The 25,424-nt window shown below is 59.6% G+C and carries 19 protein-coding genes; 7 read left to right on the top strand and 12 right to left on the bottom strand.

Annotation, left to right across the window (positions count from 1 at the left end; translation table 11 throughout):
• Positions 1 to 8: 8 nt before the first annotated feature.
• From PHQ58_RS16835 to PHQ58_RS16780, 12 genes are all read right to left on the bottom strand, one after another.
• On the bottom strand, positions 9 to 1,811 hold the full coding sequence (locus tag PHQ58_RS16835; RefSeq protein WP_300113029.1) for a methyl-accepting chemotaxis protein: 1,803 nt from the start codon (positions 1,809 to 1,811) through the stop codon (positions 9 to 11).
• A gap of 92 nt (positions 1,812 to 1,903) precedes the next feature.
• Positions 1,904 to 2,467, bottom strand: a complete 564-nt coding sequence (locus PHQ58_RS16830) for a chemotaxis protein CheW (RefSeq protein WP_300113026.1) — start codon at positions 2,465 to 2,467, stop codon at positions 1,904 to 1,906.
• A 12-nt stretch (positions 2,468 to 2,479) separates the two neighbouring features.
• Entirely contained in the window at positions 2,480 to 4,138 is a 1,659-nt protein-coding gene (locus tag PHQ58_RS16825; RefSeq protein ID WP_300113025.1) for a methyl-accepting chemotaxis protein, read from the bottom strand.
• Positions 4,139 to 4,205: 67 nt separating this feature from the next.
• Entirely contained in the window at positions 4,206 to 6,377 is a 2,172-nt protein-coding gene (locus PHQ58_RS16820; RefSeq protein WP_300113062.1) for a chemotaxis protein CheA, read from the bottom strand.
• Between the two features lie 7 nt (positions 6,378 to 6,384).
• Positions 6,385 to 6,693 (bottom strand): lipid asymmetry maintenance protein MlaB, encoded by a 309-nt coding sequence (locus PHQ58_RS16815; RefSeq protein ID WP_300113022.1) that lies wholly within the window; start codon positions 6,691 to 6,693, stop codon positions 6,385 to 6,387.
• The gene (locus PHQ58_RS16810) at positions 6,690 to 7,058 is read right to left on the bottom strand and encodes a response regulator (protein WP_300113019.1); all 369 of its coding nucleotides are present in this window, start codon (positions 7,056 to 7,058) and stop codon (positions 6,690 to 6,692) included. The genes PHQ58_RS16815 and PHQ58_RS16810 overlap by 4 nt, the downstream gene beginning before the upstream one ends.
• A 12-nt stretch (positions 7,059 to 7,070) precedes the next feature.
• Positions 7,071 to 8,219, bottom strand: a complete 1,149-nt coding sequence (locus PHQ58_RS16805) for a methyl-accepting chemotaxis protein (protein ID WP_300113016.1) — start codon at positions 8,217 to 8,219, stop codon at positions 7,071 to 7,073.
• A complete protein-coding gene (locus tag PHQ58_RS16800; RefSeq protein WP_300113013.1) occupies positions 8,216 to 8,647 on the bottom strand; it encodes a response regulator transcription factor in 432 nt (143 codons plus the stop codon). Before PHQ58_RS16800 ends, PHQ58_RS16805 begins: the two co-directional genes overlap by 4 nt.
• A 180-nt stretch (positions 8,648 to 8,827) precedes the next feature.
• Positions 8,828 to 11,104: a transporter substrate-binding domain-containing protein gene (locus PHQ58_RS16795; RefSeq protein WP_300113010.1), complete on the bottom strand. Its 2,277-nt coding sequence runs from the start codon at positions 11,102 to 11,104 to the stop codon at positions 8,828 to 8,830.
• Positions 11,105 to 11,241: 137 nt separating this feature from the next.
• Complete coding sequence (locus tag PHQ58_RS16790; RefSeq protein WP_300113007.1) at positions 11,242 to 13,392, bottom strand: EAL domain-containing protein; 2,151 nt, start codon at positions 13,390 to 13,392, stop codon at positions 11,242 to 11,244.
• A gap of 54 nt (positions 13,393 to 13,446) precedes the next feature.
• The gene (locus tag PHQ58_RS16785; RefSeq protein ID WP_300113004.1) at positions 13,447 to 14,094 is read right to left on the bottom strand and encodes a response regulator transcription factor; all 648 of its coding nucleotides are present in this window, start codon (positions 14,092 to 14,094) and stop codon (positions 13,447 to 13,449) included.
• Entirely contained in the window at positions 14,091 to 15,182 is a 1,092-nt protein-coding gene (locus PHQ58_RS16780) for a response regulator (protein ID WP_300113001.1), read from the bottom strand. Before PHQ58_RS16780 ends, PHQ58_RS16785 begins: the two co-directional genes overlap by 4 nt.
• A gap of 82 nt (positions 15,183 to 15,264) precedes the next feature.
• Between PHQ58_RS16780 and PHQ58_RS16775 the strand changes: the two genes are divergently transcribed.
• The 7 genes from PHQ58_RS16775 to PHQ58_RS16745 all read left to right on the top strand — a co-directional run bounded on the left by PHQ58_RS16775 (position 15,265) and on the right by PHQ58_RS16745 (position 25,378).
• Positions 15,265 to 15,912, top strand: a complete 648-nt coding sequence (locus tag PHQ58_RS16775) for an ANTAR domain-containing response regulator (protein WP_300112998.1) — start codon at positions 15,265 to 15,267, stop codon at positions 15,910 to 15,912.
• 331 nt (positions 15,913 to 16,243) lie between these two features.
• Positions 16,244 to 17,488 (top strand): CmpA/NrtA family ABC transporter substrate-binding protein, encoded by a 1,245-nt coding sequence (locus PHQ58_RS16770; protein ID WP_300112995.1) that lies wholly within the window; start codon positions 16,244 to 16,246, stop codon positions 17,486 to 17,488.
• A 32-nt stretch (positions 17,489 to 17,520) separates the two neighbouring features.
• Positions 17,521 to 18,453, top strand: a complete 933-nt coding sequence (gene ntrB / locus PHQ58_RS16765; RefSeq protein ID WP_300112992.1) for a nitrate ABC transporter permease — start codon at positions 17,521 to 17,523, stop codon at positions 18,451 to 18,453.
• Positions 18,450 to 19,286: an ABC transporter ATP-binding protein gene (locus PHQ58_RS16760; RefSeq protein WP_300112988.1), complete on the top strand. Its 837-nt coding sequence runs from the start codon at positions 18,450 to 18,452 to the stop codon at positions 19,284 to 19,286. The genes ntrB and PHQ58_RS16760 overlap by 4 nt, the downstream gene beginning before the upstream one ends.
• Positions 19,287 to 19,317: 31 nt before the next feature.
• On the top strand, positions 19,318 to 21,939 hold the full coding sequence (gene nirB, locus PHQ58_RS16755; protein ID WP_300112985.1) for a nitrite reductase large subunit NirB: 2,622 nt from the start codon (positions 19,318 to 19,320) through the stop codon (positions 21,937 to 21,939).
• Between the two features lie 95 nt (positions 21,940 to 22,034).
• Positions 22,035 to 22,418: a nitrite reductase small subunit NirD gene (nirD, locus tag PHQ58_RS16750; RefSeq protein WP_300112982.1), complete on the top strand. Its 384-nt coding sequence runs from the start codon at positions 22,035 to 22,037 to the stop codon at positions 22,416 to 22,418.
• A gap of 47 nt (positions 22,419 to 22,465) precedes the next feature.
• A complete protein-coding gene (locus tag PHQ58_RS16745; RefSeq protein WP_300112979.1) occupies positions 22,466 to 25,378 on the top strand; it encodes a nitrate reductase in 2,913 nt (970 codons plus the stop codon).
• Positions 25,379 to 25,424: the final 46 nt, after the last annotated feature.

Here is a 25,424-nt window from a genome sequence, read left to right as displayed (position 1 = left end):
CTGCCCCTTCAAAACTTGGTGAACTGTGACTCATCCAGGTCAGTGCCTGAATGTTGCGCCAGCCTAGCCGCTGGCTTGCTGGTGGCTGGCTTGCTGGTGGCTGCCTTGGCGGTGACCGGTTTTTTGCTGCTGGCTGAACTCTTGTGTATGGCAAAGCTACCGCTGCTGCCCTGCCCCGTGCCGTCAAGCTTGAAGAAGCTCATGGTTTGCTGCAGCTGCTCGGCCTGGCCGCTCATCTCTTCCGAGGTTGCCGCCAGTTCCTCGGAAGCCGAGGCGTTTTGCTGGGTGGTCTGGCTCAGCTGCCCCACCGCGGCATTGATCTGGCCGACACCATTGCTTTGCTCGGTGCTGGCTGCCGTGATCTCTTGCACCAGGTCTGAGGTCTTGCGGATGTTGGGCACGATCTCAGCCAGCAAGCGGCCCGCTTTCTCAGCCAGCGCCACGCTGCTGCCTGCCACTTCGCCAATTTCTTGCGCCGCCACCTGGCTGCGCTCAGCGAGTTTGCGCACTTCAGCGGCCACCACGGCAAAACCCTTGCCGTGTTCACCGGCTCTGGCGGCTTCAATCGCGGCGTTCAGGGCCAGCAGATTGGTTTGCGCGGCAATGTCGTCAATGATGCCGATCTTCTTGGCAATTTGCTTCATGGCTTCTACCGTGGCGTTCACTGCCTCGCCACCGTCAACCGCATCAATGGCAGCCTTGCTGGCCATGCCGTCGGTGATCTTGGCGTTTTCGGTGTTTTGCGCAATGCTGCTGGTCATTTGCTCAATGGAGGCACTGGTTTCTTCAACCCCGGCGGCCTGTTCGCTGGCGGCCTGGCTCAGGGACTGGGCCGTGGCACTCACCTCTTCAGAGGCACTGGCCAGCGCCTGTGCACCGCCGTTGACGTCGTTGACCACTTGCGAGAGTTTGCCCAGCATGACCTTCATCACGTAAAGCAAGCTGGAATTGTCTTTGGCTTGAATATCGAGCTTCATGGTCAGGTCACCTTCAGCCAACCGGGCCACCATCTCACGGGCATAACTTGGCTCGCCACCGAGTTGGCGCATCAAACCACGGTAAGCCAGATAAAGCGCCAGCGCCGACACCACAAACGAGAGGATCAACATGCCAAGCGTCAACTGGAACGCCGTTTGCGCGCCACGCTCTGCCGCCACCACGGCCTGACCGGTGCGGTTGTCAAGCTGCTCTAAAAAGTCATTGACCGGCTTCATGATCTTGGCTTTGTTCTGGTGATACACCGTGTCATGGGTCATTTTTCGGGCCAACTCCAGATCAGGTTCGCCCTTCTTGGTAAATTGGCCCGTGCCGTCGTCATACAAGCCTTTGACAGCGAACATGGCAATGGTTTCAGCCTTGACCAAGCCATCGGAATTGGCAGCGGCTTCCTGGAGTTTTCCCAGTTCTTGTTCCGAGAAGCCGGCTTGCTTCATCAGGTCCAGCAAGGCTGCGGTGTCCCCATCAGGACTTGGCTTGCTGTTGCCAGCCGCCACAAAGTCCCAATAGATGCGTTCAGGATTTTTCGGGCGCGCCTTCTTGCCATTGCGGATGTCGAGAATTTCAAAGTATTGTTTTTCGTACGAGGGATCACCCGTGACCACATAGGTGCGGGCCAAGCGTGTCAGGTCGTCTGAGCTTTGCCGCAATTCGTCAGCCAGCAGATAAGACTGGTAACGCGCACTATTGGCCGCACTGACCTGGCTCTGTGCGTCCAGACTGCGCAGCAAGGCCCACAGCGTCAGACCCGAAAAAACAGCCAGAACGATAAGAAAATAAGCAATGATGCTTTTGAGTTTCAGTTGATTTTTCATGTTTTTTTTGGGGCGATGTTGTCGCCCACCTTTGTAATGTGATAACTCAAACTGCTCTTACACGTGCGTGAATGCTCTGCCCCGTACCGTCATCAACCCGCGCTGGCCACCACATCAGCCTGTGCGGCCACTTGCCCCATCTGGCCGATTTCTTCCATCGACAGCACCTTGGCGACGTTAAGCAAAATCACAAATTTGCCATTCACCTTGGCTATGCCTTCAATAAAATCGGGGCGAATCTTGGCGCCGAAGCTGGGCGCGGGCTCAATCTCACTGGTGGGGATTTCAAGCACGGCCTGCACCGAGTCCACCACCACACCCATGTTCTGGTGTTCACCCTCGGTGGCCGTAGGCACCTCCACAATCACGATGCAACTGCTTTTAATGACCGGCGTGCTGGCCTTGCCAAAACGGTTGGACAGGTCCATCACCGGCACCACCGCACCACGCAGGTTGATCACACCACGAATACACGCGGGCATCATCGGCACCTCCGTGAGGTTGGCGTACCAGATGATCTCCTTGATGCACAGGATGCTGATGGAGAACATTTCACCCCCCAGCATGAAGGTCAGGTACTGCTTGGCTTCCACTGCAGTCTGCGTTGCCACTTGTTTGGTCGACGTTTGTTTGTCGGATTTGACCAGTGCGTTCATGGCAGACCTCGCTTAAAACTTGGTGAACTGGGATTCATCCAGTTCCGAGCTGGCCGCTTGCGTCACTTTGAGACTGGATTTGGGCGCCTTTGGCGCAACGGCTTTTTTGCCACTGGCGGTGCTCTTGCGCACTGCAAACCCGGAGGATGCCGCATGGCCCGAATTGTCAAGTTTGAAGAAACTCATGGTTTGTTGCAACTGCTCGGCCTGGCTACTCATTTCTTCACTTGTGGCCGCCAGTTCTTCAGAACTTGATGCGTTTTGTTGGGTGGTGGTGTTGAGTTGGCCTACGGCTGAGTTGATCTGACCCACGCCACTGGACTGCTCGGTGGATGCCGCCGTGATTTCTTGCACCAAGTCGCTGGTCTTGCGAATGTTGGGCACGATCTCGGCGAGCAATCTGCCGGCTTTCTCGGCCAACTCGACGCTGTTGCCCGCCACTTCACCAATTTCTTGGGCGGCGATTTGGCTGCGTTCAGCCAGTTTGCGCACTTCAGCGGCCACCACGGCAAAACCCTTGCCGTGTTCGCCAGCGCGGGCGGCTTCAATGGCGGCGTTCAAGGCCAACAGGTTGGTTTGGGCGGCAATGTCGTCAATGATACCGATCTTCTTGGCGATCTGTTTCATGGCTTCTACCGTGGCGTTCACCGCCTCGCCACCGCTGACGGCGTCGTTGGCAGCCTTGCTGGCCATGCCGTCGGTGATCTTGGCGTTTTCGGTGTTTTGCGCAATGCTGCTGGTCATTTGCTCAATCGACGCACTGGTTTCCTCCACCCCTGCTGCCTGCTCGCTGGCGGCCTGGCTAAGAGATTGGGCGGTGGCGCTCACCTCTTCAGATGCGCTGGCCAGCGCTTGGGCACCACCGTTGACATCTGTCACCACCTGGTTGAGTTTTTCAACCATGGTTTTCATGGCAAACAGCAAGCTGGAATTGTCCTTGGCCTTTGTCTCCAGCTTCATCGTCAGGTCACCCTCAGAGAGTCTGACCACCATGTCACGGGCATAGTCTGGCTCGCCACCGAGCTGCTTGAGCACGCTGCGGGTAATGATCCAGCCGGTCAAGATGGCCATGATGGCAGCAGCCACCGACAAAATCATCAACAGGTTTGAGGCTGAGTCCGCCATCGCATCGGCGTCTTTGCCAGTCTTGACCATCAGCGCATCCTGAAAGTCAACGAGCTTGCGAATGGCACCGGTGTAGTTGTCCGTCACAGGGCGCATCTCGCCATAAAGCAGTTTCAGCGCTGGCTCACGCTCGCCGCGCTGCACCATGCCAGTGAATTTTTCAAGTTCGGCGACATATTTTGTGCGGGTGTCTTTCATGTCGCCCAGCAGCTTTTTGCCTTCATCCGACGTGATGGTCTTGTCCAGCTTGTCGACGTTATCAGAGATGATTTTCCGTTGATCAACCATACGCACCATTTGCTTTTGCGTTTCAGCCGGGTCAGTGATCAAAAGCAGGTTGCGGTTGAGTTGGGCCACCTGGTTCATGGCCCGAATGATGTCGATCGCATCAATGGTTTTCGGGTACTTGTCGTTGATGATATTTTCGATTTCGCTGTTGAGCGCCCCGAGCCGGGTCACACTGATGACCGCAATCACAATCAACAACAACAAGGTCACACCAAAGCCAATGGCCAGTCTGACGCCAATCTTCATGTTTGCAAACATGTCATACCCCTTAGTAATAGAACGAAAAAATCTAAAAAATAATGATCTCAACCATGACCGCACGCGGTTACTGCGGCTGCCCTGTCTTCACCATGGCCTGGCGCACCAGCTGCGGCACATCCAGAATCAAGGCCACATCACCACTGCCCAAGATCGTTGAGCCGCTGATGCACTTGCTTTGCGCAAACATTTGCCCCAGCGGTTTGATCACGGTCTGAAACTCGCCCAGCAAGGTGTCCACCACCAGCCCGGCTTTTTGCCCGGCATGTTTGAGCACCACAATGTTTTCGCCTTTGGCGGGCTTGCCCGGCACCGAAAACAACTCACGAATGCGGATGAAAGGCAACACCTCGCCGCGCAGGTTGGTGTAGTCATGGCCAGGCTCTGCGCTGTAGGCCACACACTCTTCGATCATGTCGAGCGGAATGGCGTACACCGATTTGTCTACGCCCACCAAAAAGCCGTCGATGATGGCCAGCGTGAGTGGCAGGCGCACCGTCACCGTGGTACCTACACCTTCTTCACTGGTCAGGCCGACCGTGCCGCGCAAGGCGGTGATGTTGCGCTTGACCACATCCAGCCCGACACCGCGGCCAGAGAGGTTGGTGACCTTCTCTGCCGTAGAAAAGCCGGGCTCGAAGATCAATGCATAAACCTCGGTATCGCTCATGTGGTGACCCGCTTCGACCAAGCCGCGCTCAATGGCTTTGGCCAGGATTTTTTCGCGCTTGAGGCCACCGCCATCGTCCTGCACGGTGATAACAATTGCGCCACTGTCATGAAACGCGTTGAGCTTCAAAGTGCCCTGCACCGGCTTGCCACGCGCGGCGCGCACCTCGGCGCTCTCAATGCCGTGGTCCATGCTGTTGCGCACCAGGTGCATCAGGGGGTCGCCAATTTTCTCGACCACGGTTTTGTCAAGCTCGGTGTCTTCACCGTCAATCTCCAGACAAATGTCTTTGCCCAGGTCGCGCGACACGTCATGTACCACGCGCTGGAAGCGGCTGAAGGTGGCACCAATGCGCACCATGCGCAGTTGCAGCGCACTGTCGCGCACCTCTTCCACCAAGGTGGCTAATTTTGAGGTGGACTCGGTCAGCTCAATCACCTTTGAGCGGTGCGCAATCAGGTTGACGCTGGCCCCGGCAATGATCAGCTCACCCACCAGATTGATCAGCTGGTCAAGCTTGTCGGCATCCACGCGGATGGACTTGCTCTCGGCCGCGCCGGTTTCCTTGACCTGCTTTTGCTTGCTCAGCGCCGCCTCTACCACCTCCGGTTGCACCGAGCCTTGCTCGACCAGAATGGTGCCAATGGGTTTGGCGGGGGTGTCCGACTGGGTGTCCAGCGCCATGTCCAGCTCTTGCGGGCTGAGCGTGCCGCAGCGCACCAGCATGTCGCCCAAGCGCGCCGCTTCACCCTGCTGCAAGTTGATCAGGCTGATGTATTCAGTGATCAGGCTGTGCGGCGGCAAGATCACCAGGCGGCAGTCGTCGCGCACAAACTCAAACACTTTCTCGATGGCCGCCTTGTCCACCTCGGTCTGAAACGCCATCTCAAAACCCAGGTAGCACAACTCGGGGTCCATGTGCTCGGCATCGGGCAGCGCATCTGCGATGGTCTCAATGGCAGAAATCTGGCCCATGGTGCCCAGGTAACGAATGAACGACAGCGGGTCCATGCCATTGCGAAGCACATCTGGCCCAAAACGCACCGAGATGTGCCAGTGGTTGGCACCCACGATGTTGCCCTTGATGCGCTGCACCTGCTCGGTGTCGGCGGTGGGCACGTTGCGCGCGTCAGACGTTGGCGCAGCTTGGGCCTTGGGCACCTCCAGATAGGTGCGCAACTGGGCAATGAGCGGCTCGCCCTGTGCCAGCAGCTCAGGCGTGCCGGCGTGTTCGCCACCGGCCACACCTTCAACCAGCGCACCAATATGGTCGCAGCAGGCCAGCAGCAGCACCACCAGCTTGTCGGCCAGTTCCAGCTTGTCGGCCAGTTCCAGCTTGCCGCCACGCACCTTGTCGAGCACGCTTTCCACCACATGGGTAAAGGCCACCACATGGTCCAGGCTGAACAGGCCGCTAGAGCCCTTGATGGTGTGCGCGGCACGAAAGATGGCGTTGACCATCTCGGATTTATCAGCGGCGCCCTCTACTGCCAGCAGCGCGGTTTCCATGTCTTCGAGGAGTTCACGACATTCAACAATGAACATCTCCAGTGCGTCGTCCAGATCCAGATCCATGTCAGCTCCTTGATGTGGCGGTTTGGGTGCGTGAGTCCATTACCAAATGGTCGCCAAAATAGGCGGCCACATTGAGCTGCTCAAACACCTCAATCACCGCTGGGCTGTGGCCGGTGAGCTGGACATCGCGCTGCTGCGCCAAAGCCGTTTTCTTGGCCAACATCAGCAATTGCACGCCGGCGCAGTCAAGATCAGTGACGCCGGAGAGGTCGATGACAGCGATTGGCGGGGTTGCCAAGATGACCGGCTTGAGCTCCATGGCGCGAAAAATGGTGAGCTCGCCTTCGATTTTTAAAATGTTCTGGCTCATGGCAAGCACAGCCGTTGCACGGCGTTCACAAGTTGTTCAGGCTGAAACGGTTTCACCACCCAGGCACGGGCGCCAGCAGCCTGGCCTTCGCGCTTTTTTTCTTCGGCAGATTCAGTGGTGAGCATGATGACCGGGGTGAACTTGTAGGCCGGCATTTGCTTGACAGCTTTCAGAAACGCAATGCCATCCATCACCGGCATGTTCACGTCGCTGATGATCATGTGCACTTTTTGCCCGGTGAGTTTGCCCAGGGCGTCTTTGCCGTCGCAGCCTTCGATGATGTCGTAGCCAGCTCCCTTGAGAGCAATACCGATCACCCGCCGCATGGAGGCGGAGTCGTCTACAACCATAATAAGTTTTGCCATGGCGCGTTTCCTCTAGAAAAAACTGATGTCTGTGGTGTTGCTTTGTGCCACCTGGCCGCCTTCATGGATCACATGCTGGTCGGCCATCACGTAGGTCTTCTTCAGCTCGGCCAGCAGGGCTTGTGCATCCAGCGGCTGCAAGACGTGACTTTGGGCGTATTGCTGATGTTGCTCTTGCAGCACTTGCGGCAAGCGATCCAGGTTCTTGTTCACCTGGGTCATGATCTGGCTGACGCGGTCTTGAAACTGCATTTGCACCAGCGCCTGATTCACCTCGGCCTGAATGCTCATGCTCTCGGCTTGCAGCAGGTCGCTGGAGCCTTGGTAAGCCTCGGTGATGTCCTTGAAGTCGGCCATCACCCGGTTGATGGTGGCCTGCGCGGCCTCCAGCGAGGTGTCTTCAGCCACCACCGATTCACGCACCACAGTGCAGGTGTCCACAATGGCAGCGCTGATGACCTTGACGGTTTCGGCAATCTTGCGGCCAGACTCACCCGACTGGTTGGACAACATGCGGAACTCTTTGGCCACCACCGCAAAGCCTCTTCCAAGCTCACCAGCGCGCGCGGCCTCAATGGCGGCATTGAGCGCCAGCAAATTGGTTTGTTGGGCAATGCGGGCCACGTCTGAGGCCATGTCTTGCAGCTGGGCTATGAACCGATCCAGCCCCTGCACCTTGGCCAGCATGGTTTCCATGTTGCCCATGGCGGCTTGTTGCACGGTAATCAAGGCACCCAGGTCTTGCTCACTTTTTGCAATGACAGCCACCAGGCCAGCGCTGTTGTCAATGTTGTCGGTTTGCTGGGTGGCTGTGCGCAGGGCAACGTCCAGCTTGTCCACAATGCCGCCAAAGCGCATTGACAAGGCATTCACGGCTGTTTCCATCTGGCTACGCGAAGACTCAATGTGGTTCTGCCAGACCGGCACCAGCTCTTCGCCAAACTGGGTTTGGCCCGCCAGGTAGTCCTCAATGGCCTGTTGGGTGGCTTGGCGTTGTGCCACCAATTTGCGGCCCAACAACGCCCCGGCAACAAGCAACACACCGGCCAGTGCACCAGCCAGCACGGTCAACCCGCCAGCCACCAGCACGGCACCAGCACCCAGTAAACCCAAGCCAACGCAGAGGGCAAACTCAGACTGCCGACCTTTGACAAAACTCATAACCTATCCCCAAGCATGTGTGACAACTCCTGCGCCAGTGCGTCTGCCTGGCAGGGTGCCAGGTCGGCCGCCAGGCGGGTGATGATGGGCATCAGATCGGCAACAAAGTTGGCTTTGCCCACCAAACCCAAGGTGCCCAGTTCGCGCGCAGCAGCACGGTAAGACTCGTTGTCGTGCAACGACAAGAAAAGAATCAGTGGCGAGTGCGCCCAAGACTGCATTTGGGCGGCCACTTCCAACCCAGTCATGTGCGGCATCACAATGTCCAGCAGCACCAGATCGGGCTGCAGCACTTGCGCTTGAACCAATGCGTCGGCGCCGCTGTGGGCTTGCCCGACCACGTCGGCCTCAGGCAGCATGGCCAGGCACTGGCTCACAGCGGTCAAAAACGTGTGGTTGTCGTCCACCAGCAAAATCCGCAGGCTCATGATGCGGCCCGCCGGGAGCTTGGCTGAACGGCCTGTGCAGGGTGACGGGCGATGCGGATTAGGGCTGAGACTTCTTGCAACATGAGACAGACTTTAGGCCTGCCCCAGCCCTTTGACCATCAGGCCAACACCCTAGTTTGGACCGGGAAACACCTGAGAAGGCGGATGCGCGCGATGATGTCATGCTTGGCCACCCACTGAGAAGTTGATGGCAAAGCTGGCACCGGCGTCTGTTGCCAGAGCGGTCCCCACGACCAGCGTACCGCCCAGTTGTTGTGCCAGGTCTGAGGCCAGTTGCATGCCCAGTGACTGGGCGCGCCGCACCTCAAAGTCGGCTGGCAACCCCACACCGGTGTCACTGACGCGCAGGCACCACTGCGGCGAACTGCCCACAGCGCCTGGCACAGCATGCAATGCCACCTGAATCTCGCCGCCCTGCCCAGGAGGAAAAGCGTGTTTGAGCGCGTTGGAGATCAGCTCATTGACCAGCAGGCCACACGGCGTGGCCAAATCCATGCTGACCAGCACCGGCTCCAGCAACAAGGTCAGCCGCACCGCACCACTGCCTTGGGCGCGAAAAGCCTGGGTGGCGAGCTGCTTGAGGTAGCTGGCCAAGTCCACCGACGCAAAGGTGCCTGAGCGGTACAGGCTTTCATGCAACAGGGCCATGGCGCGGATTCGCCCCTGCATTTCCTGCAACACCGCCTTGGTGTCGGGCTGGCTGCTGCGCCCGGCCTCCAGCCGCAGCAGGCTGGTAATGACCTGCAGGTTGTTCTTAACCCGGTGGTGCACCTCGTTGAGCAGTGCCACTTTCTCCTGCAGTGAGGCCTGCAGCGCCTGATCAAGCTTTCTTCGCTCGGTGATATCTTCTTTCAGGGCAACATAGTGGGTGACCTTGCCATAGGCGCCGACCACCGGTGCAATCACCACCTGTTCGGTAAAAAATTCACCGCTCTTTTTGCGGTTGACCAGCTCTCCGTGCCAGACCCGTCCGGCTTTCAGGTTGGCCCACATATCGCGGTACACCTCAAGTGGCGTTAGACCCGACTGAAGGATGCGCGGATTGCACCCATCAAGCTCGTCGGCTGCGTAACCCGTGACCTCGGTAAACATCGGGTTGGCATATTCAATGGTGCCCGCGAGGTTGGTGATCACGATGGCCACGGGCGACTGCTCGGTGATGCGCGACAGCTGGCGCAGTTTGTCATCAGCTTTTCTGCGCTCGGTGATGTCGGTAATGAAACCGTGCCACAACACGCTGCCATCTGCAAGCCGCTCGGGCAAAGAATTCCCAAACAGCCAGCGCACCGTGCCATCGTCAAACTTCACCCGATACTCGTGTTGCCAGGGTGTCAGGTTTTGCGCCGATAAGCGGATGGACTCCAACACGCGCGCCAGGTCAGCCGGATGAATATTGGCAACCACTGCTGCCGAATCCTCCAGCACCGACTCTGGGCTGACGCGGTAAATATCGCGAATACTTGGGCTGGCAAACGGAAAACAAAAGCTGCCATCAGGGCGCAACAAGAACTGGTAAACCATGCCGGGAAGCCGGCTGGCAATTTTCTGAAAACGCTCGGAATTGGCTTGGAGCTGGCTTTGTGCGGCCCGCAGTTCGGTCAGCGACGCCGTCAGCGCCGCCGTTTTGGCCACAACCCGTTGGCGCAGCGTATAGCTCCAGCCCCCCAGCAACAGCGCCAGCAGTGCGGCTCCGCCCAGCGCATCACCCACATAGCGCACATAGACCGTTTCAGCATACTGCTCAATGGGCTTTCCAAGCCATTTTTGTTCGATGGCCTGGTACTCGGCCGGCGTGATGCGCCCAAAGCCGTCGTCCAGTAGCTGCAGCATGGCGCCATTCCCCTTGCGCACAGCTCGGTGAAATTCGCCTGTGTACAGCGGAATCGACTGCCGAAAATCTTGCTCCACGCCGCGCTGGTTGAGCAAATGCACGGCCGGCGGCTTGTCCATGCAAAACACCCGCAGGTCGCCCTCGGCAGCCGCTGAAATCACCGCCGCGTAGCTCGGATAGGCCTTGACGGTGTCAACGCCGTGGCGAGTCAGCACCGCCAGGCAGGCATCGCCCGCTTTCACGCCCACGGTGAAGCCTTTCAGCGAAGCCGTATCCACGATGCCGCCGATGCTCTTGTGAAAAAAAATGGACACTTCCAGCTGGGCATACGGCGCGGTGAAATCGTAGATCGCCAAGCGGTCTGGCGTGCGGAATAGGGTGTCGATGACATCAGCCCGACCCGCTTGCATGAATTGCTGCGCGTTGGCCCAGTCCATCGCCTGCAGCTTGACAGCCACGCCAGTGCGGGCCTCCCACAGCGCCCAGGTGTCTTTCAGGATGCCCTGAATTTGGCCCGACGCATCGCGAAACACATAGGGCGGGTAGTTGTCGTCCAGCACCACGGTGATGGTTTTTGGCACGGCAGACAATGCAGCTTGCGCCACCGCCCGTAGGGGCGACAGGCCCAACGCAGAAAATACTATTAATAAAATAGCTATCTGCGCTTGTAATATAAGAGCTACAAGCCTATTTGTCATATAGATAATGTCTCACACATCGGTGGATGGGCAGGGGGGTTGGTTTAGCCTGTCAGTAACTCAACCGGCATGGGCTTGCCAAACAGGTAACCCTGAAAGGCATCGCAATGCAGTTCAGCCAGCATGTAGCGCTGCTCTTGCGTTTCAACCCCCTCGGCGATCACCTTCAAGCCCAGGCTGTGGCCCAGCGCAATCACGGCGTGGGCAATGGCTTTGTCGTTGGGGTCGGTCAACAGGTCACGCACAAACGACCGGTCAATTTTGAGCTGGTCCAGCGGCAGCAACTTCAGGTACGAGAGCGACGAATAACCGGTGCCAAAGTCGTCCAGCGAAAAACTCACGCCAAGCGCCTTGATTTGCTTCATCTTGGCGATCACGGCGGGCACATCACGCACCAGCATGCTTTCGGTCAACTCCAGCTTGAGGCAGGCTGGGTTGGCACCCGTGCTTTGCAGCGCTGCGGCAACCGCGTCGACAAAATCAGGCTGGGCAAATTGCAGCGCACTGACATTGACCGCCATCGTCCAATGCGCCGTCAACGGGTTGACGGCCCAGGCACGCACTTGGGCACAGGCCTGCACCAGCACCCATTGGCCCAGCGGCAGAATCAATTTGCTGTCTTCAGCCAGGACAATGAAGTCGCCGGGCGGCACCAAGCCGCGTGTGGGGTGCTGCCAGCGCACCAGGGCTTCGGCCCCGGTGATGCTGCCGTGGCGGCTGACCTGCGGCTGGTAATACAGCACAAATTCGTTGGCGGCCAGGCCACGGCGCAAATCCGCCAGCTGCTCGGCATGGGCCAGCACGGCGGCTTGCATGGCTGCATCAAAAAACCGCAAGGTATTGCGCCCGCCGCCTTTGGCCTGATAGAGCGCGATGTCGGCTTGTTTAAGCAGGTCGTCAACGCTTTGTGCAGCGCCCGAAAACACCACAATACCAATGCTGGCGGTGCTCTGGCAAGGGTGCTCGCCCAGCGTGTAGGCTTGCGCCAGGATGTGCAGCAGGTGGCGCGCACTGGCCTCGGCCTGGTTTGCGGCGGCGTCCATCTGGTCGCTCAAGTCGGGTAGTAACAACACAAATTCATCGCCCCCTATGCGCGCCAAGGCGTCGCTGGCGCGCACGGTGGCCTTGAGCCGCAAGGCCGCTTCTTTGAGCAACTGGTCGCCGGCCAGCAGGCCCTGGGTGTCATTAATGTGTTTGAAATCATCCAGGTCGAGCAGCAACAGGGCCGCGTACTGGCCGTTTCGCGCCGAATTCGCCAGGGCTTGGGCCACCCGCTCTTTGAACCAGTGCCGGTTGGGCAGGCCGGTGAGACGGTCATAAAACGCCAACCGATGAATTTCCCGGGTGTTTTGCTGCTGCAGGCTCAGGTCACGCAGCATGCCAATGAACGTGGTTTGCCCGCTGCTTTGCAGCTCAGACAAAGTCACACTCAAAGGAAAGTGCGAGCCGTCTTTGCGCAGGCCCTCGACTTCACGCGCAACACCAATCACGTGCAACGGGCCATTGCGCTGGTCATGGTTGATGTAGTTGTCATGCTGATTGCGGTGCTGTTCGGGCATCAAGATGCCTACGTTGTGGCCGATCAGCGCTTGCGCAGCGTAGCCAAAAATACGGCAGGCGGCCGGGTTGCAGCTTTCAATGCGACCCTGGGTGTTGATGGTGACCACGCCATCCGCCATGTTGTCCAGAATGGCCTGGGTGCGTTCAGCGGACTCACGCAGCCGAGTTTGCGCCTGGCATTTGTAGAGCGCCATTTCCAGCACCGTGCGCAGTTCACGCTCGGAAAACGGTTTAAGCAAATAGCCATAGGGCTCAGCCAGCTTGGCGCGTGCCAGGGTGTCGTCGGCATCAAAAGCCGTCAAAAACACCACCGGCAGACACATTTTGCTGCGCAAGGCCTGCGCGGCGGCAATGCCATCCATGGCACCGGCAAGCTCGATGTCCATCAGCACCAGGTCGGGGTGGTGTTGTTCGGCCAGCAGCAGAGCTTCTTCACCGCTGGCGGTGTGGCCAATGGGCTCGTAGCCCAGCAGCACCAATTGTTCACAAATATCCCGCGCGACCAACAATTCGTCTTCAACCACCAGAATTCTGGGCTTGGCGCTTGGCTTGTTGATGGGCATCGTCATGAAGTTGGTGACAAGGGTAAGGCGCGCGGCCTGATGACAGCGCAGCTCAGAAGATAGCTGCTTCATGCGGCTCGCACCATCAGGTGAACACCCTACCCAGCCCCGGAAAAATACCCGAGGTCAGTTGCTCACCAGGCCGGCACGCATGGCGTAGCGCACCAGGCCGGTAACTTCGTGAATGTCAAGCTGCTTCATCAGCCCGCTGCGGTGGGTTTCCACGGTTTTGACGGACAAATCCAGGCGGCGTGCGATTTCTTTGGTGCTCTGCCCCTCGGCAATGAGTTGCAGCACCTCGCGCTGGCGTGGTGTCAGGGGGTCTTGCGCCGGCTCATCGCTGCGCAGCCGCTGCACATAGTCGCTGACCACACCACTCGACACGGCGGGGCTGAGGTAAATCTCACCGCGCAGCACAGCGGCAATGGCCTGCTCCAGTTCCATGGGCGCGGCATCTTTTAGCAAGTAGGCGCAGGCGCCGTGGCGCAGCGCCTGGCGCACGTATTCCTCATTTTGGTGCATGGACAAGATCAGCACGCGAATGGCCGGGCAGCTGCGCGCCAGACGGGCCGTGGCCTCAATGCCGTTCAGGCCGGGCATGGCAATGTCCATCAGGACCAGTTGCGGTTGCAATTGCTCAGCCAGCTTCAGGAGTGTCAGGCCGTCGCCCGCCTCACCCACCACCGTGATGTCAGGCATGGACTCCAGCAGCTTGATCAGCCCCGCCCGCACCAGCGTGTGGTCGTCAGCCAGCAGCACACGCACCGCACTCATACCCGCTCCTCAAGGTTGCGCCAGGGTGCCCTGAGCTGCACGGCGCAGCCCTGCCCCGGCGATGAATCAATGCCAAGCTGCCCGCCAAGCAGGGTGGCGCGCTCCTGCATGCCGAGCACACCCAGACTGCCCCCGGCCACGGCGCGTGCCTGCATGGCGGCCAAATCAAAACCCTGCCCATCGTCTTTCACCGTCAGCAGCAGGTCGGCGCCGTCGCGGCACAGGGTGATGTCAACACGCGTGGCCCGGGCGTGGCGACTGATGTTGGTGAGCGCCTCTTGCACGATGCGAAAACACGCGGTTTCGATCTCGGGTGACAGCCGCACCTGGGTGCGCTCATGGTGAAAAGACACCTCAAAGCCACCCCGACTGGCGCTTTGCTCGGCCACCCATTTCAGCGCCGGGGCCAAGCCCAGGTCATCCAGCATGGAGGGGCGCAGCCCGGTGGCCAGGCGGCGCACCTGTTGCAGGGCCTCTTCCACAATGCGCAGGTTTTCGGTATGCAGCTCAGGTGGCGCCTTGTCTTTGAAACGCTCGCCAAGCTGCAGGTTGATCTTGATGGCGGTGAGCAATTGCCCCAGCTCATCGTGCAGCTCAAGTGCCACGCGGCGCCGCTCTTGCTCTTGCGCTTCAAGCACCCGTCTTGACAAGGCCTTGAGCTGCCGGGTGGTTGCCTGCAGCCGGGCCTCAGCCTGGTGTTTGTACAGCGCCATGGCCAAGACGGTGCTGAGCTCGCGCTCTGAAAAAGGCTTGAGGATGTAGCCAAAGGGCTCGGTGACTTTGGCGCGGGCCAACACATCGTCTGCAGCAAAGGCGGTCAAAAAAACGACTGGCACGGCCAGACGCGAGCGGATTTCCTGCGCCGCCTCAATGCCATCCATGGCACCGGCGAGTTGAATGTCCATCAGCACCAGGTCCGGCAGCAACTCGGCCGCCAGCATGACGGCGTGCTCTCCCAGGTGTGTGGTGCCCACCGGGCTGTAGCCCATATCAAGCAACTGCTGCGCAATGTCACGCGCCACGACCAGTTCGTCTTCGACGACCAGAACGCGAGGTTTGACGCTTGGCATGGCGTTGGGCGGAGTCACTGGGGTTTGCTGAGCTGGCATTTTTGAAGTGTAACGGGATGTTTTTGCGTTGAATGGCTCAAATCTTGCATGATTTAGCCCCATGAACCCACGTTTGCGAATCGTCGTTGTTGCTCCTGATCTGGACGTTGTTGACCCAGACGACGAACACGCCATTGCCCAGGCCGAGCGCTCGCGCAGTTTGCGCATTGGCTTGCTAGAGAACGGCTTCAACCTGGTGGCCAGCCTGCCTGCCGATGTGTTTCTGACCGAGCGCATTGCCCAGTTGCAGCCCGACCTGATCATTGTGGACGCCGAAAGCGATGCACGCGATGCCCTTGAACATGTGGTGATGGCGACACGCGACGCACGCCGCCCGATCGTCATGTTCACCAACGACGACGACACCCGGCACGTGAAACAGGCGGTGGCCGCGGGCGTGTCAGCCTACATCGTGGCGGGCCTGTCACCCGAGCGCATCCGCCCGATTCTGGACGTGGCGCTGGCCCGTTTTGAGCATGAACAAGCGCTTTTGCAAACCTTGGCCAGCACCACAAGTGAGCGCGACGAGCTCAGTGCTGAGCTGCGTGACCGCAAGCTGATCGACCGCGCCAAAGGCCTGCTGATGCAACGCCAGGGTTTGAGTGAAGACGATGCCTTCAAGAAGATGCGCAAAACCGCCATGGACAAAGGCCTGAAGCTGGCCGACGTGGCGCAGCGCATGCTTGATGTGGCAGAGCTGCTGGGCTAGGCCAACGAGCTGAATTGGTGCACCGCACAATTTCAGTGCCTTCTGTCTGCGTTAAATAATTTATGCCAAATCAAGCTGTAGTCCTTATCTATATTGCGTAAAACACTATTAAATTTATAGCAACTAAATCTTACGAATATCTGGCACACAGATTGCTTATAACCAAACAAGACCAGCAATGGTCGCTTGACTGAAGCCATCCAACGGCGGGTGGCCCAGGTTAAACCCGGACAAAGGCGTCCCCACAGGCTCAACACGTGTCACACGTTTTGAGCCTTGTGAGGACGCCTTTTTTGTTTGTTTTTTCTGAAACTTATCCAAAGGACTCGCCATGACAGACCTCCTCAACCCAGGCTTCAGCCGCCGCGCCGTGCTGCAAACCGCTGCCGTGGGCGCCATCGGCATCAGCCCTGCCCTGCGCTCGATGGTGTATGCCGGCGGCTCTGACGCTCCAGAAAAAACCGAAGTCAAGATTGGCTTTATTCCCCTGACCGACTGCGCCAGCGTGGTGATGGCGGCCGAGCTTGGGTTGGACAAAAAATACGGTGTCAAGATCATTCCCACCAAGGAAGCCAGTTGGGCTGGCGTGCGCGACAAGCTCACCACTGGCGAACTTGACTTTGCCCATGTGTTGTACGGCCTGATCTACGGCGTGCATCTGGGCGTTGGTGGGGCCAAGAAGGACATGGCCGTGCTGATGACGCTCAACAACAATGGCCAGGCCATCACCCTGAGCAAAAAACTGGCTGACAAGGGCGCCGTGGATGGCGCCAGCCTGGCCAAACTGATGGCCGCCGAGAAGCGCGAATACACCTTTGCCCAGACCTTTCCTACCGGCACCCACGCGATGTGGCTGTATTACTGGATGGCGGCCAACGGCATCAACCCGATGAAAGATGCCAAGGTTATCACCGTGCCACCACCGCAAATGGTGGCCAACATGCGTGTCGGCAACATGGACGGCTTCAGCGTGGGCGAACCCTGGAACCACCGCGCCATCATTGATGGCATTGGTGTGACCGCCACCACCAGCCAGGATGTGTGGAAAGACCACCCTGAAAAGGTCCTGGGCACCACCGCAGACTTTGTCAAGAAATACCCCAACACGGCGCGCGCCGTGACCGCCGCCATATTGGAAGCCGGCAAGTGGATTGACTCCGGCTTGGCCAACAAAAACAAGATGGCCGAAACGATTGCCTCCAAGAGCTATGTAAACACCAGCGTGGACGCCATCAACCAGCGCATTTTGGGTCGCTACCAAAACGGCATGGGCAAGACCTGGGACGACCCCAACCACATGAAGTTCTTCAACGACGGCGCGGTCAACTTCCCCTACCTGAGCGACGGCATGTGGTTTCTGACCCAGCACAAACGCTGGGGCTTGCTGAAAGACCACCCGGACTACCTGGCCGTGGCCAAACAGATCAACCAGATCGACATCTACAAACAAGCCGCCACTGCCAGCAAAACGCCGGTGCCCAAAGACGTGATGCGCACCAGCAAACTGATGGACGGCGTGGTGTGGGACGGCAAAGACCCGAAGAAATACGCCGACGGCTTCAAGGTCAAGGCGTAACCCATCCACCCACCCACTTCAGGAGCACCACCATGGTTAGCGCCGTTTTTCACTCGCCCCTGGAAGCCACGGGAACAGACCCGAGTGCCTCCAAAGCATCTCAAAATACTATGAAGTCAGTAGCTACTCACGCAAGCTCCACAGTGGCTACAGCCCCAAAAAGCTTACAAAAACAAGCCTACGACTGGCGTGGCCTGTGGCTGGCGGTGTTGCCACCGGTGTTGGGTTTTGGGCTGCTGGTGGGCATCTGGGCGCTGGTCAGCATCAGCACCGCCAGCAGCATTCCCTCGCCTCTTGAGACCTTCAAGCAGGCGGTGGTGATTTTCAGCGACCCGTTTTACAGCAACGGCCCCAACGACCAGGGCGTGGGCTGGAACATTCTGGCCTCGTTGCAACGCGTGGCGGTGGGTTTTGGGTTGGCGGCTGTGGTGGGCATCCCGGTGGGGTTTGCCGTGGGGCGGTTTGAATTCTTAAGCCGCATGTTCAACCCGCTGATCAGCTTGCTGCGCCCGGTGTCGCCGCTGGCCTGGCTGCCGATTGGCTTGCTGGTGTTCAAGGGCGCTGACCCGGCCGCCATCTGGACCATCTTTATTTGCAGCATCTGGCCCATGATCATCAACACCGCCGTGGGTGTGCAACGGGTGCCGCAGGACTACATGAACGTGGCGCGGGTGTTGAATTTGAGCGAGTGGAAGATCGTCACCAAGATATTGTTTCCCTCGGTGCTGCCCTACATGCTGACCGGTGTGCGCCTGGCCGTGGGCACCGCCTGGCTGGTGATTGTGGCGGCCGAGATGCTGACTGGCGGCGTCGGCATTGGCTTCTGGGTGTGGGACGAGTGGAACAACCTGAACGTCAAAAACATCATCATCGCCATCTTCGTGATTGGCATCGTCGGGCTGATTCTGGAATATGCCCTGATCAAAATCGCCACCGCGTTCACATTTGAAGAGGTGAAGTCATGAACGAGAACCAAACCACCAAGTTCATCGACATCGTCGGTGTTGAGCAAACCTTCAAAACCAAAAAAGGCCCGTTTTGTGCGCTGCAAGGCATCAACCTGACGGTGGCCAAGGGTGAGTTTGTGGCACTCATCGGCCATTCGGGTTGCGGCAAATCCACCTTGCTGAACCTGATTGCCGGCCTGACCACACCCACCCAGGGCCACCTGCTGTGCGCCAACCGCGAAATCGCCGGCCCTGGGCCAGACCGCGCGGTGGTGTTCCAAAACCACTCGCTGCTGCCGTGGCTCACCTGCTTTGAGAACGTCTACCTGGGTGTGGAGCGCGTGTTTGGCGCGGCCAACCGCTCCACCGGCGCGGCGTCGGAAACCAAGGCGCAACTGATGGCGCGCACCGATGCAGCGCTGGCGCTGGTGGGCCTGACCCCCGCCGCGCAAAAGCGCCCCGGCGAAATTTCGGGTGGCATGAAACAGCGTGTGGGCATTGCCCGTGCGCTGGCCATGGAGCCCAAAGTGCTGCTGATGGACGAGCCCTTCGGCGCCCTGGACGCCCTCACCCGCGCCAAGCTACAAGACGAGCTGTTGGAGATCGTGGCGCGCACCCACAGCACGGTAGTAATGGTGACGCACGACGTGGATGAAGCTGTGTTGCTGTCAGACAAGATCGTGATGATGACCAACGGGCCGAGTGCCACCATTGGCGAGGTGCTGGCGGTCGACCTGCCGCGCCCACGTTCACGCGTGGCCCTGGCTGACAGCGCGCAGTACCTGCACTACCGCAAGGCCGTGATCGACTTTTTGTACACCCGGCAAGGGCATGTAGAAAAAGCTGCATGACAAGCCCGACATCGACCTACAGGAGAACCCCATGGACATGCGCGTAGCACCCAAAACCAAACTCAAACTCGTGATGGTCGGCAACGGCATGGCCGGTGTCCGCACGCTGGAAGAGCTGATCAAAATCGCCCCCGACCTTTACGACATCACGGTGTTCGGCGCCGAGCCGCACCCCAACTACAACCGCATTTTGCTCAGCCCGGTGCTCGCCGGGGAGCAGACCGTGGACGAGATCATCCTGAACCCGTTTGAGTGGTACAGCGACAACCACATCACCCTGCATGCGGGCTGGCGCGTGACCTCGGTTGACCGCGTGAAACGCCTGGTGCACGCCCAAAGCGCCAGCGGTGAAACCCTCAGTGCCGAGTACGACCGTCTGCTGCTGTGCACCGGCTCCAACCCGTTCATGCTGCCCATTCCCGGCAAAGACCTGGCCGGGGTGATTGCTTACCGCGACATTGCCGACACCCAAGCCATGATCAACGCCGCCACGCAATACAAACACGCTGTGGTCATTGGCGGCGGCCTGCTTGGGCTAGAGGCCGCCAACGGCCTGATGCTGCGCGGCATGACAGTGAGCGTGGTGCACGTCATGCCAACACTGATGGACCGCCAGCTCGATGAGGTGGCGGGCAAGCTGCTGCAAAAGTCACTGGAGGCGCGCGGTCTGAACTTCTTGATGGGCGCGCAAACCCAGGCGTTGCTCAAGCCCGCGGACCTTGGAGCTTGGGTGGCAGAGCGTTCTGCGCAGGTCAAGGAGGAGCCCTCGCAGCGGGCGGGGGACACGGAGCAGAACGCTCTGCCGCCCAGGCTCCTCGTGGATACAGCTGCCGATTGCGTGCCGGATATACAAGCCAAATTGGCCTCTAGCCCAGACCGGGTGTGCGCTGTGCGCTTCAAAGATGGTAGCGTGGTGCCCGCCGATCTGGTGGTGATGGCTGTCGGTATTCGCCCCAACACAGAACTGGCGATGAGCATGCGCCTGCATTGCGACAAGGGCATTGTGGTCAACGACACGCTGCAAACCACCACCGATGCGCGCATCTATTCAGTAGGTGAATGTGCGGCGCACCGGGGCACGGCCTATGGCTTGGTGGCCCCGCTGTTTGAGCAAGCAAAAGTGGCGGCCAACCACCTGGCGCAATTTGGCATTGGGCGTTATGTGGGCTCGCTCACGTCAACCAAGCTCAAGGTCACCGGCATCGATTTGTTCAGCGCCGGCAACTTTTCTGGTGGCGAGGGGTTCGATGAAATCGTCATGAGCGACCCCAAGGGCGGCGTCTACAAAAAGCTGGTACTCAAAGACGACAAACTGGTAGGCGCCTGCCTGTATGGCGACACGGTGGACGGCAGCTGGTACTTCAAGCTGCTGCGCGATGGCCGCCCGATTGCCGACATCCGCGACCGGCTGATGTTTGGCGAAAGCAATGTTGGTGATGTCGGTCACCAGGGCCAGAACAAGGCTGCGGCCATGAAAGACAGCGATGAGGTGTGCGGCTGCAACGGCGTCACCAAGGGCACCATCTGCAAGGTCATCAAGGAAAAAGGCCTGTTCACGCTGGACGAGGTGCGCAAACACACCAAGGCCAGCGCATCGTGCGGCTCGTGCACCGGGCTGGTCGAACAGCTACTGATGTTCACCGCCGGTGCTGACTATTCGGCCACGCCCAAGACCAAAGCCATGTGCGGCTGTACCGACCACGGCCACCAGGCGGTGCGTGATGCCATCAAGGCCAACAAGCTGCTCACGCTGGCCGAGGTCTACCACTTCATGGACTGGAAGACGCCCAACGGCTGTGCGTCTTGCCGCCCAGCGGTGAACTATTACCTGATCAGCACCTGGCCCAAGCTGGCCAAAGACGACCCACAAAGCCGCTTCATCAACGAGCGCTCTCACGCCAATATCCAGAAAGACGGCACCTACAGCGTGATCCCGCGCATGTGGGGTGGCGAGACCACGGCCAGCGAATTGCGGCGCATTGCGGACGTGGTGGACAAGTACAAGATTCCCACCGTCAAAGTCACCGGCGGCCAGCGCATTGACTTGCTCGGCGTGAAGAAGGAAGACTTGGTGAACGTCTGGAAAGACATCGGCATGCCCAGCGGCCACGCTTATGCCAAGGCGCTGCGCACGGTGAAAACCTGTGTCGGCAGCGAGTGGTGCCGCATGGGCACCCAAGACAGCACCCAGATGGGCAAAGACCTGGAGCGTGCCATGTGGCGCATGTACGCGCCGCACAAGGTCAAATTTGCCGTGAGCGGCTGCCCGCGCAACTGCGCAGAGGCGGGCATCAAAGACGTCGGCATCATTGGTGTCGACAGCGGCTGGGAGATGTATGTGGCTGGCAACGGTGGCATCAAGACCGAGGTGGCGCACTTTCTGGTCAAAGTGAAAACAGCGGCCGAAGTGCTGGAGTACACCGGTGCCTTTTGCGAGCTGTACCGCACCGAGGGCTGGTACTTGGAGCGCACCGTGCATTACGTCAACCGTGTCGGCTTGGACTATGTCAAGAAACGCATTGTGGAAGACGCTGCCGGGCGCGCCGAACTGTGGGAAAACCTGCAGTTTGCGCTGGACGGAGAGCCCGACCCATGGTTTGAGTTTGACAAGGCCCGCGTCGACACCCGCCAGTTTGAGGCCTTGAGTGCATGAGTGCTGCTGACACCGATTCCACGGGGTAAATACATGCATTTAATGCCTCTAACCAATATGAAACAAGCGCGAGAAGCTACAAAAGGAATAGCAAAATGAACCAATGGACCGCCATTTGCCACATCGACGACATCCCCGTGCTGGGCTCTCGCCGCGTCTCGCGTGCCCAGGGCATGGACGTGGCCATCTTCCGCAATGACAAAGACGAGGTGTTTGCCCTGCTCGACCGCTGCCCGCACAAAGGCGGCCCCTTGAGCCAGGGCATCGTGTTTGGCACCAGCGTGGCCTGCCCGCTGCACAACTGGAACATTGGCCTGTGCACCGGCCAGGCGGCGGCGCCCGATGAAGGCTGCACGCCTAAATTTGCCGTCAAGGTGGAAGCTGGTCAGGTGTATTTGGACAGCACTGAGCTCGCCAGCCACGCCACGGCGCAGACGCGCCCAGTGGCAGGGCCAGCCAAGCACAGCGCCTGCACGTGACAGCCTGGGTATCCCCCACTCACCTTCGCACCTGAAAGACCCAAGCCATGACTGACACACGTTCCACCTGCCCCTATTGCGGCGTCGGTTGTGGGGTGATCATTGAGTCACAGGGCCATCAAATCACGGGTGTGCGTGGCGACCCTGATCACCCGGCCAACTTCGGGCGGCTGTGCACCAAGGGCTCGACCCTGCACCTCACCGCCAGCCAAACCATCTCCCAGCAAACACGCCTGTTGCAACCCCTGCAACGCCTGCAGCGCGGCGGGGCCACCCAGCCCATGGACTGGGACAACGCGCTGGACATGGCAGCGCAGCGTTTTGCCAGCACCGTCACGACACACGGGCCGGACGCCGTGGGCTTTTACATCTCGGGCCAGTTGCTCACTGAAGACTATTACGTCTTCAACAAACTCGCCAAGGGCCTGATTGGCACCAACAACATCGACTCGAACTCGCGCCTGTGCATGAGCAGCGCGGTAGCCGGCTACAAACAAACGCTGGGCATGGACGCCCCACCTGCCTGTTATGACGACATCGGGCTCGCTGGCACGCTGTTCATCACGGGCTCTAACACCGCCTACGCACACCCCATTTTGTTCAGGCGCATAGAAGATGCCCGCCGCGCCAACCCGGCAATGAAGATGGTGGTGGTAGACACCCGGCGCACCGACACCTCGACACAAGCCGACCTGTTTTTACAAATCCAGCCCGGTACCGATGTGATGCTGCACCACGGCATGTTGCACCTGATGCTGTGGGAAGGCTGGGTGGATCAGGCCTATATAGCCGCCCATACCAGCGGCTTTGAGGCACTGAAAACCCTGGTGCGCGATTGCACGCCTGAGGTGGTGGCGCGGGTCTGCGGCATCTCCAAAGAGGCCCTGATCCAAGCCGCGCAATGGTTTGCCGGCTTGGCTGCGCACGGCCGCACACCCACACTCAGCCTGTACTGCCAGGGGCTGAACCAGTCCAGCAGCGGCAGCGCCAAAAACACCTCGCTGATCAACCTGCACCTGGCCACCGGGCAAATCGGCAAGCCTGGCGCCGGGCCGTTTTCACTGACCGGCCAGCCCAATGCCATGGGCGGGCGCGAAGTGGGCGGCATGGCCAATTTGCTCAGCGGCCACCGTGACTTGGGCAACCCCACGCACCGCGCCGAAGTGGCAGCACTTTGGGGCCTGCCAGAGGTGCCCTCCAGGCCCGGCAAAACGGCGGTGGAGATGTTTCAAGCTGCTGCCGACGGCGAAATCAAGGCCTTGTGGATCGCCTGCACCAACCCCGCGCAAAGCATGCCAGACCAAGCCACGGTGCGCCGGGCGCTGCAACGCGCCGAATTCGTGGTGGTGCAAGAGGCTTTTGCCACCACAGCCACTTGTCGCTTTGCTGATCTGTTGTTGCCTGCCACCACTTGGGGTGAAAAGGAAGGCACCGTCACCAACAGCGAACGCCGCATCAGCCGCGTGCGCGCCGCCGTGCCAGCCGCAGGGGTTGCCCGCCACGACTGGCAAATTGCCACCGATTTCGCCCGACGGCTGGAAGTTCTTCTTGCCCAACAACGAGCGCCAGCCATGGGGGTCGGCCCCGAATGCGGGGCAGAATCGCCGTCAAAAACCACTGACACAGCACAAATTGGGCAAAACCCCGAGTCCATGGCTCTGACCCCGATGACCGGTGCAACCACGTTGTTCCCCTACAAAAACCCAGAATCCATCTGGAACGAACACCGCGAGTCCACCCGCGGCCGCGACCTCGACATCACCGGCCTGAGCTACGCCCAGCTGGACCATTCTCCCCAGCAATGGCCCCTGCCCGAAGGCCAAAGCCAGGGCAAAGTCAGGCTCTATGAAGACGGCATCTTCCCCAGCTTTGACGGCAAAGCCCATTTCATCAGCGCCGCCTACCAACCCGTCGCCGAGCCACGCAGCGCACGCTACCCGTTTGCGCTAACCACCGGGCGCCTGCGCGACCAGTGGCACGGCATGAGCCGCACCGGCACGCTGGGCCGTTTGTTTGGCCATGTCAGCGAGCCCCATGTGCAACTGCACCCACAAGACATGCAACAGCGCCAACTCAAGGACGGCGATCTGGTGCACCTCACCAGCCCACGTGGCTCACTGCTGGTGCAGGTGCAGGCCAGCCACGAGGTCGGTTCGAGTCAAGCCTTCATGGCGATGCACTGGGGCGAGGAATTCATCAGCGGCCAAAGCGCCCAGGGTGAGCGACTGGCCGGTGTCAACGCCTTGACCAGCGGCGTGTTTTGCCCTGACTCGAAGCAGCCCGAGTTCAAACACACCGCCGTCAAAATCCTGAAAGCTGACATGCCATGGCAACTGTTGGCTGTGGCCTGGCTGCCTGAGTCTCAACTGCTCAGTGCCCGCCATGCCTTGCAAAACTTGATGGCGCAATTTGACTTTGCCACCTGTGTGCCGTTTTCCAATGGCGGTGAACGCAGCGGACTGCTGTTTCGGGCCGCCTGCCATGTAGCGCCTGAGGCCAGCGTGCTGGTGCAAGTCGAAGCGCTCATGCACCTGCAAGGCCCGGACGTGCTGCGCTATTCAGACCCCAAGCGTGGCCAGCGCCGCGCGGCCCGACTTTTGGAAACCGACTCACAGACCTCGCTCGACGGTTTTTTGCTAGCCGGCGACACCAGCGCGCAAAGCTGGATCACCACCCTGCTCAAAGAGGCCCTGCCGGCCCACTCGTATGGCCGGGCGCTGCTGGTGCCAGGCGCCACACCGCCGGTGCCAGTGGTGTCGCGCGGCCAGCAGGTGTGCGCCTGCTTCAACGTGACCGATGTGGCTGTCGCCGAGCACCTGCGCGCCTGCAATGGCGCGCCTGACGCTTGGCTGGCCTCGCTGCAAAGCAGCCTGAAATGTGGCACCAACTGCGGCTCATGCGTGCCCCAACTGCAACGCATGGTGCGGCAACACGCCACATCGACCGCCGCCTTGGCCTGATCGGCTGCCTCGCAGGCTCAAAGGCACAAAGGTCCGGCTAAAAAAT

This window comes from Rhodoferax sp. (assembly GCF_028688795.1).
In the GTDB taxonomy this organism is placed as follows: Bacteria; Pseudomonadota; Gammaproteobacteria; order Burkholderiales; family Burkholderiaceae_C; genus Rhodoferax.
Note: the sequence above shows the minus strand (reverse complement) of the source record. Positions and strands in the feature narration are given on the sequence as shown.

Bases quoted from the DNA above. Each gene is read 5' to 3' on its own strand.
- PHQ58_RS16835 (WP_300113029.1), bottom strand. From the start codon at position 1,811: ATGAAAAATCAACTGAAACTCAAAAGCATCATTGCTTATTTTCTTATC.
- PHQ58_RS16825 (WP_300113025.1), bottom strand. From the start codon at position 4,138: ATGTTTGCAAACATGAAGATTGGCGTCAGACTGGCCATTGGCTTTGGT.
- PHQ58_RS16805 (WP_300113016.1), bottom strand. From the start codon at position 8,219: ATGAGTTTTGTCAAAGGTCGGCAGTCTGAGTTTGCCCTCTGCGTTGGC.
- PHQ58_RS16800 (WP_300113013.1), bottom strand. From the start codon at position 8,647: ATGAGCCTGCGGATTTTGCTGGTGGACGACAACCACACGTTTTTGACC.
- nirB (WP_300112985.1), top strand. From the start codon at position 19,318: ATGGACATGCGCGTAGCACCCAAAACCAAACTCAAACTCGTGATGGTC.
- PHQ58_RS16770 (WP_300112995.1), top strand. From the start codon at position 16,244: ATGACAGACCTCCTCAACCCAGGCTTCAGCCGCCGCGCCGTGCTGCAA.
- nirD (WP_300112982.1), top strand. From the start codon at position 22,035: ATGAACCAATGGACCGCCATTTGCCACATCGACGACATCCCCGTGCTG.
- PHQ58_RS16810 (WP_300113019.1), bottom strand. From the start codon at position 7,058: ATGGCAAAACTTATTATGGTTGTAGACGACTCCGCCTCCATGCGGCGG.
- PHQ58_RS16760 (WP_300112988.1), top strand. From the start codon at position 18,450: ATGAACGAGAACCAAACCACCAAGTTCATCGACATCGTCGGTGTTGAG.
- PHQ58_RS16785 (WP_300113004.1), bottom strand. From the start codon at position 14,094: ATGAGTGCGGTGCGTGTGCTGCTGGCTGACGACCACACGCTGGTGCGG.
- PHQ58_RS16745 (WP_300112979.1), top strand. From the start codon at position 22,466: ATGACTGACACACGTTCCACCTGCCCCTATTGCGGCGTCGGTTGTGGG.
- PHQ58_RS16815 (WP_300113022.1), bottom strand. From the start codon at position 6,693: ATGAGCCAGAACATTTTAAAAATCGAAGGCGAGCTCACCATTTTTCGC.
- PHQ58_RS16830 (WP_300113026.1), bottom strand. From the start codon at position 2,467: ATGAACGCACTGGTCAAATCCGACAAACAAACGTCGACCAAACAAGTG.
- PHQ58_RS16775 (WP_300112998.1), top strand. From the start codon at position 15,265: ATGAACCCACGTTTGCGAATCGTCGTTGTTGCTCCTGATCTGGACGTT.
- ntrB (WP_300112992.1), top strand. From the start codon at position 17,521: ATGGTTAGCGCCGTTTTTCACTCGCCCCTGGAAGCCACGGGAACAGAC.
- PHQ58_RS16790 (WP_300113007.1), bottom strand. From the start codon at position 13,392: ATGAAGCAGCTATCTTCTGAGCTGCGCTGTCATCAGGCCGCGCGCCTT.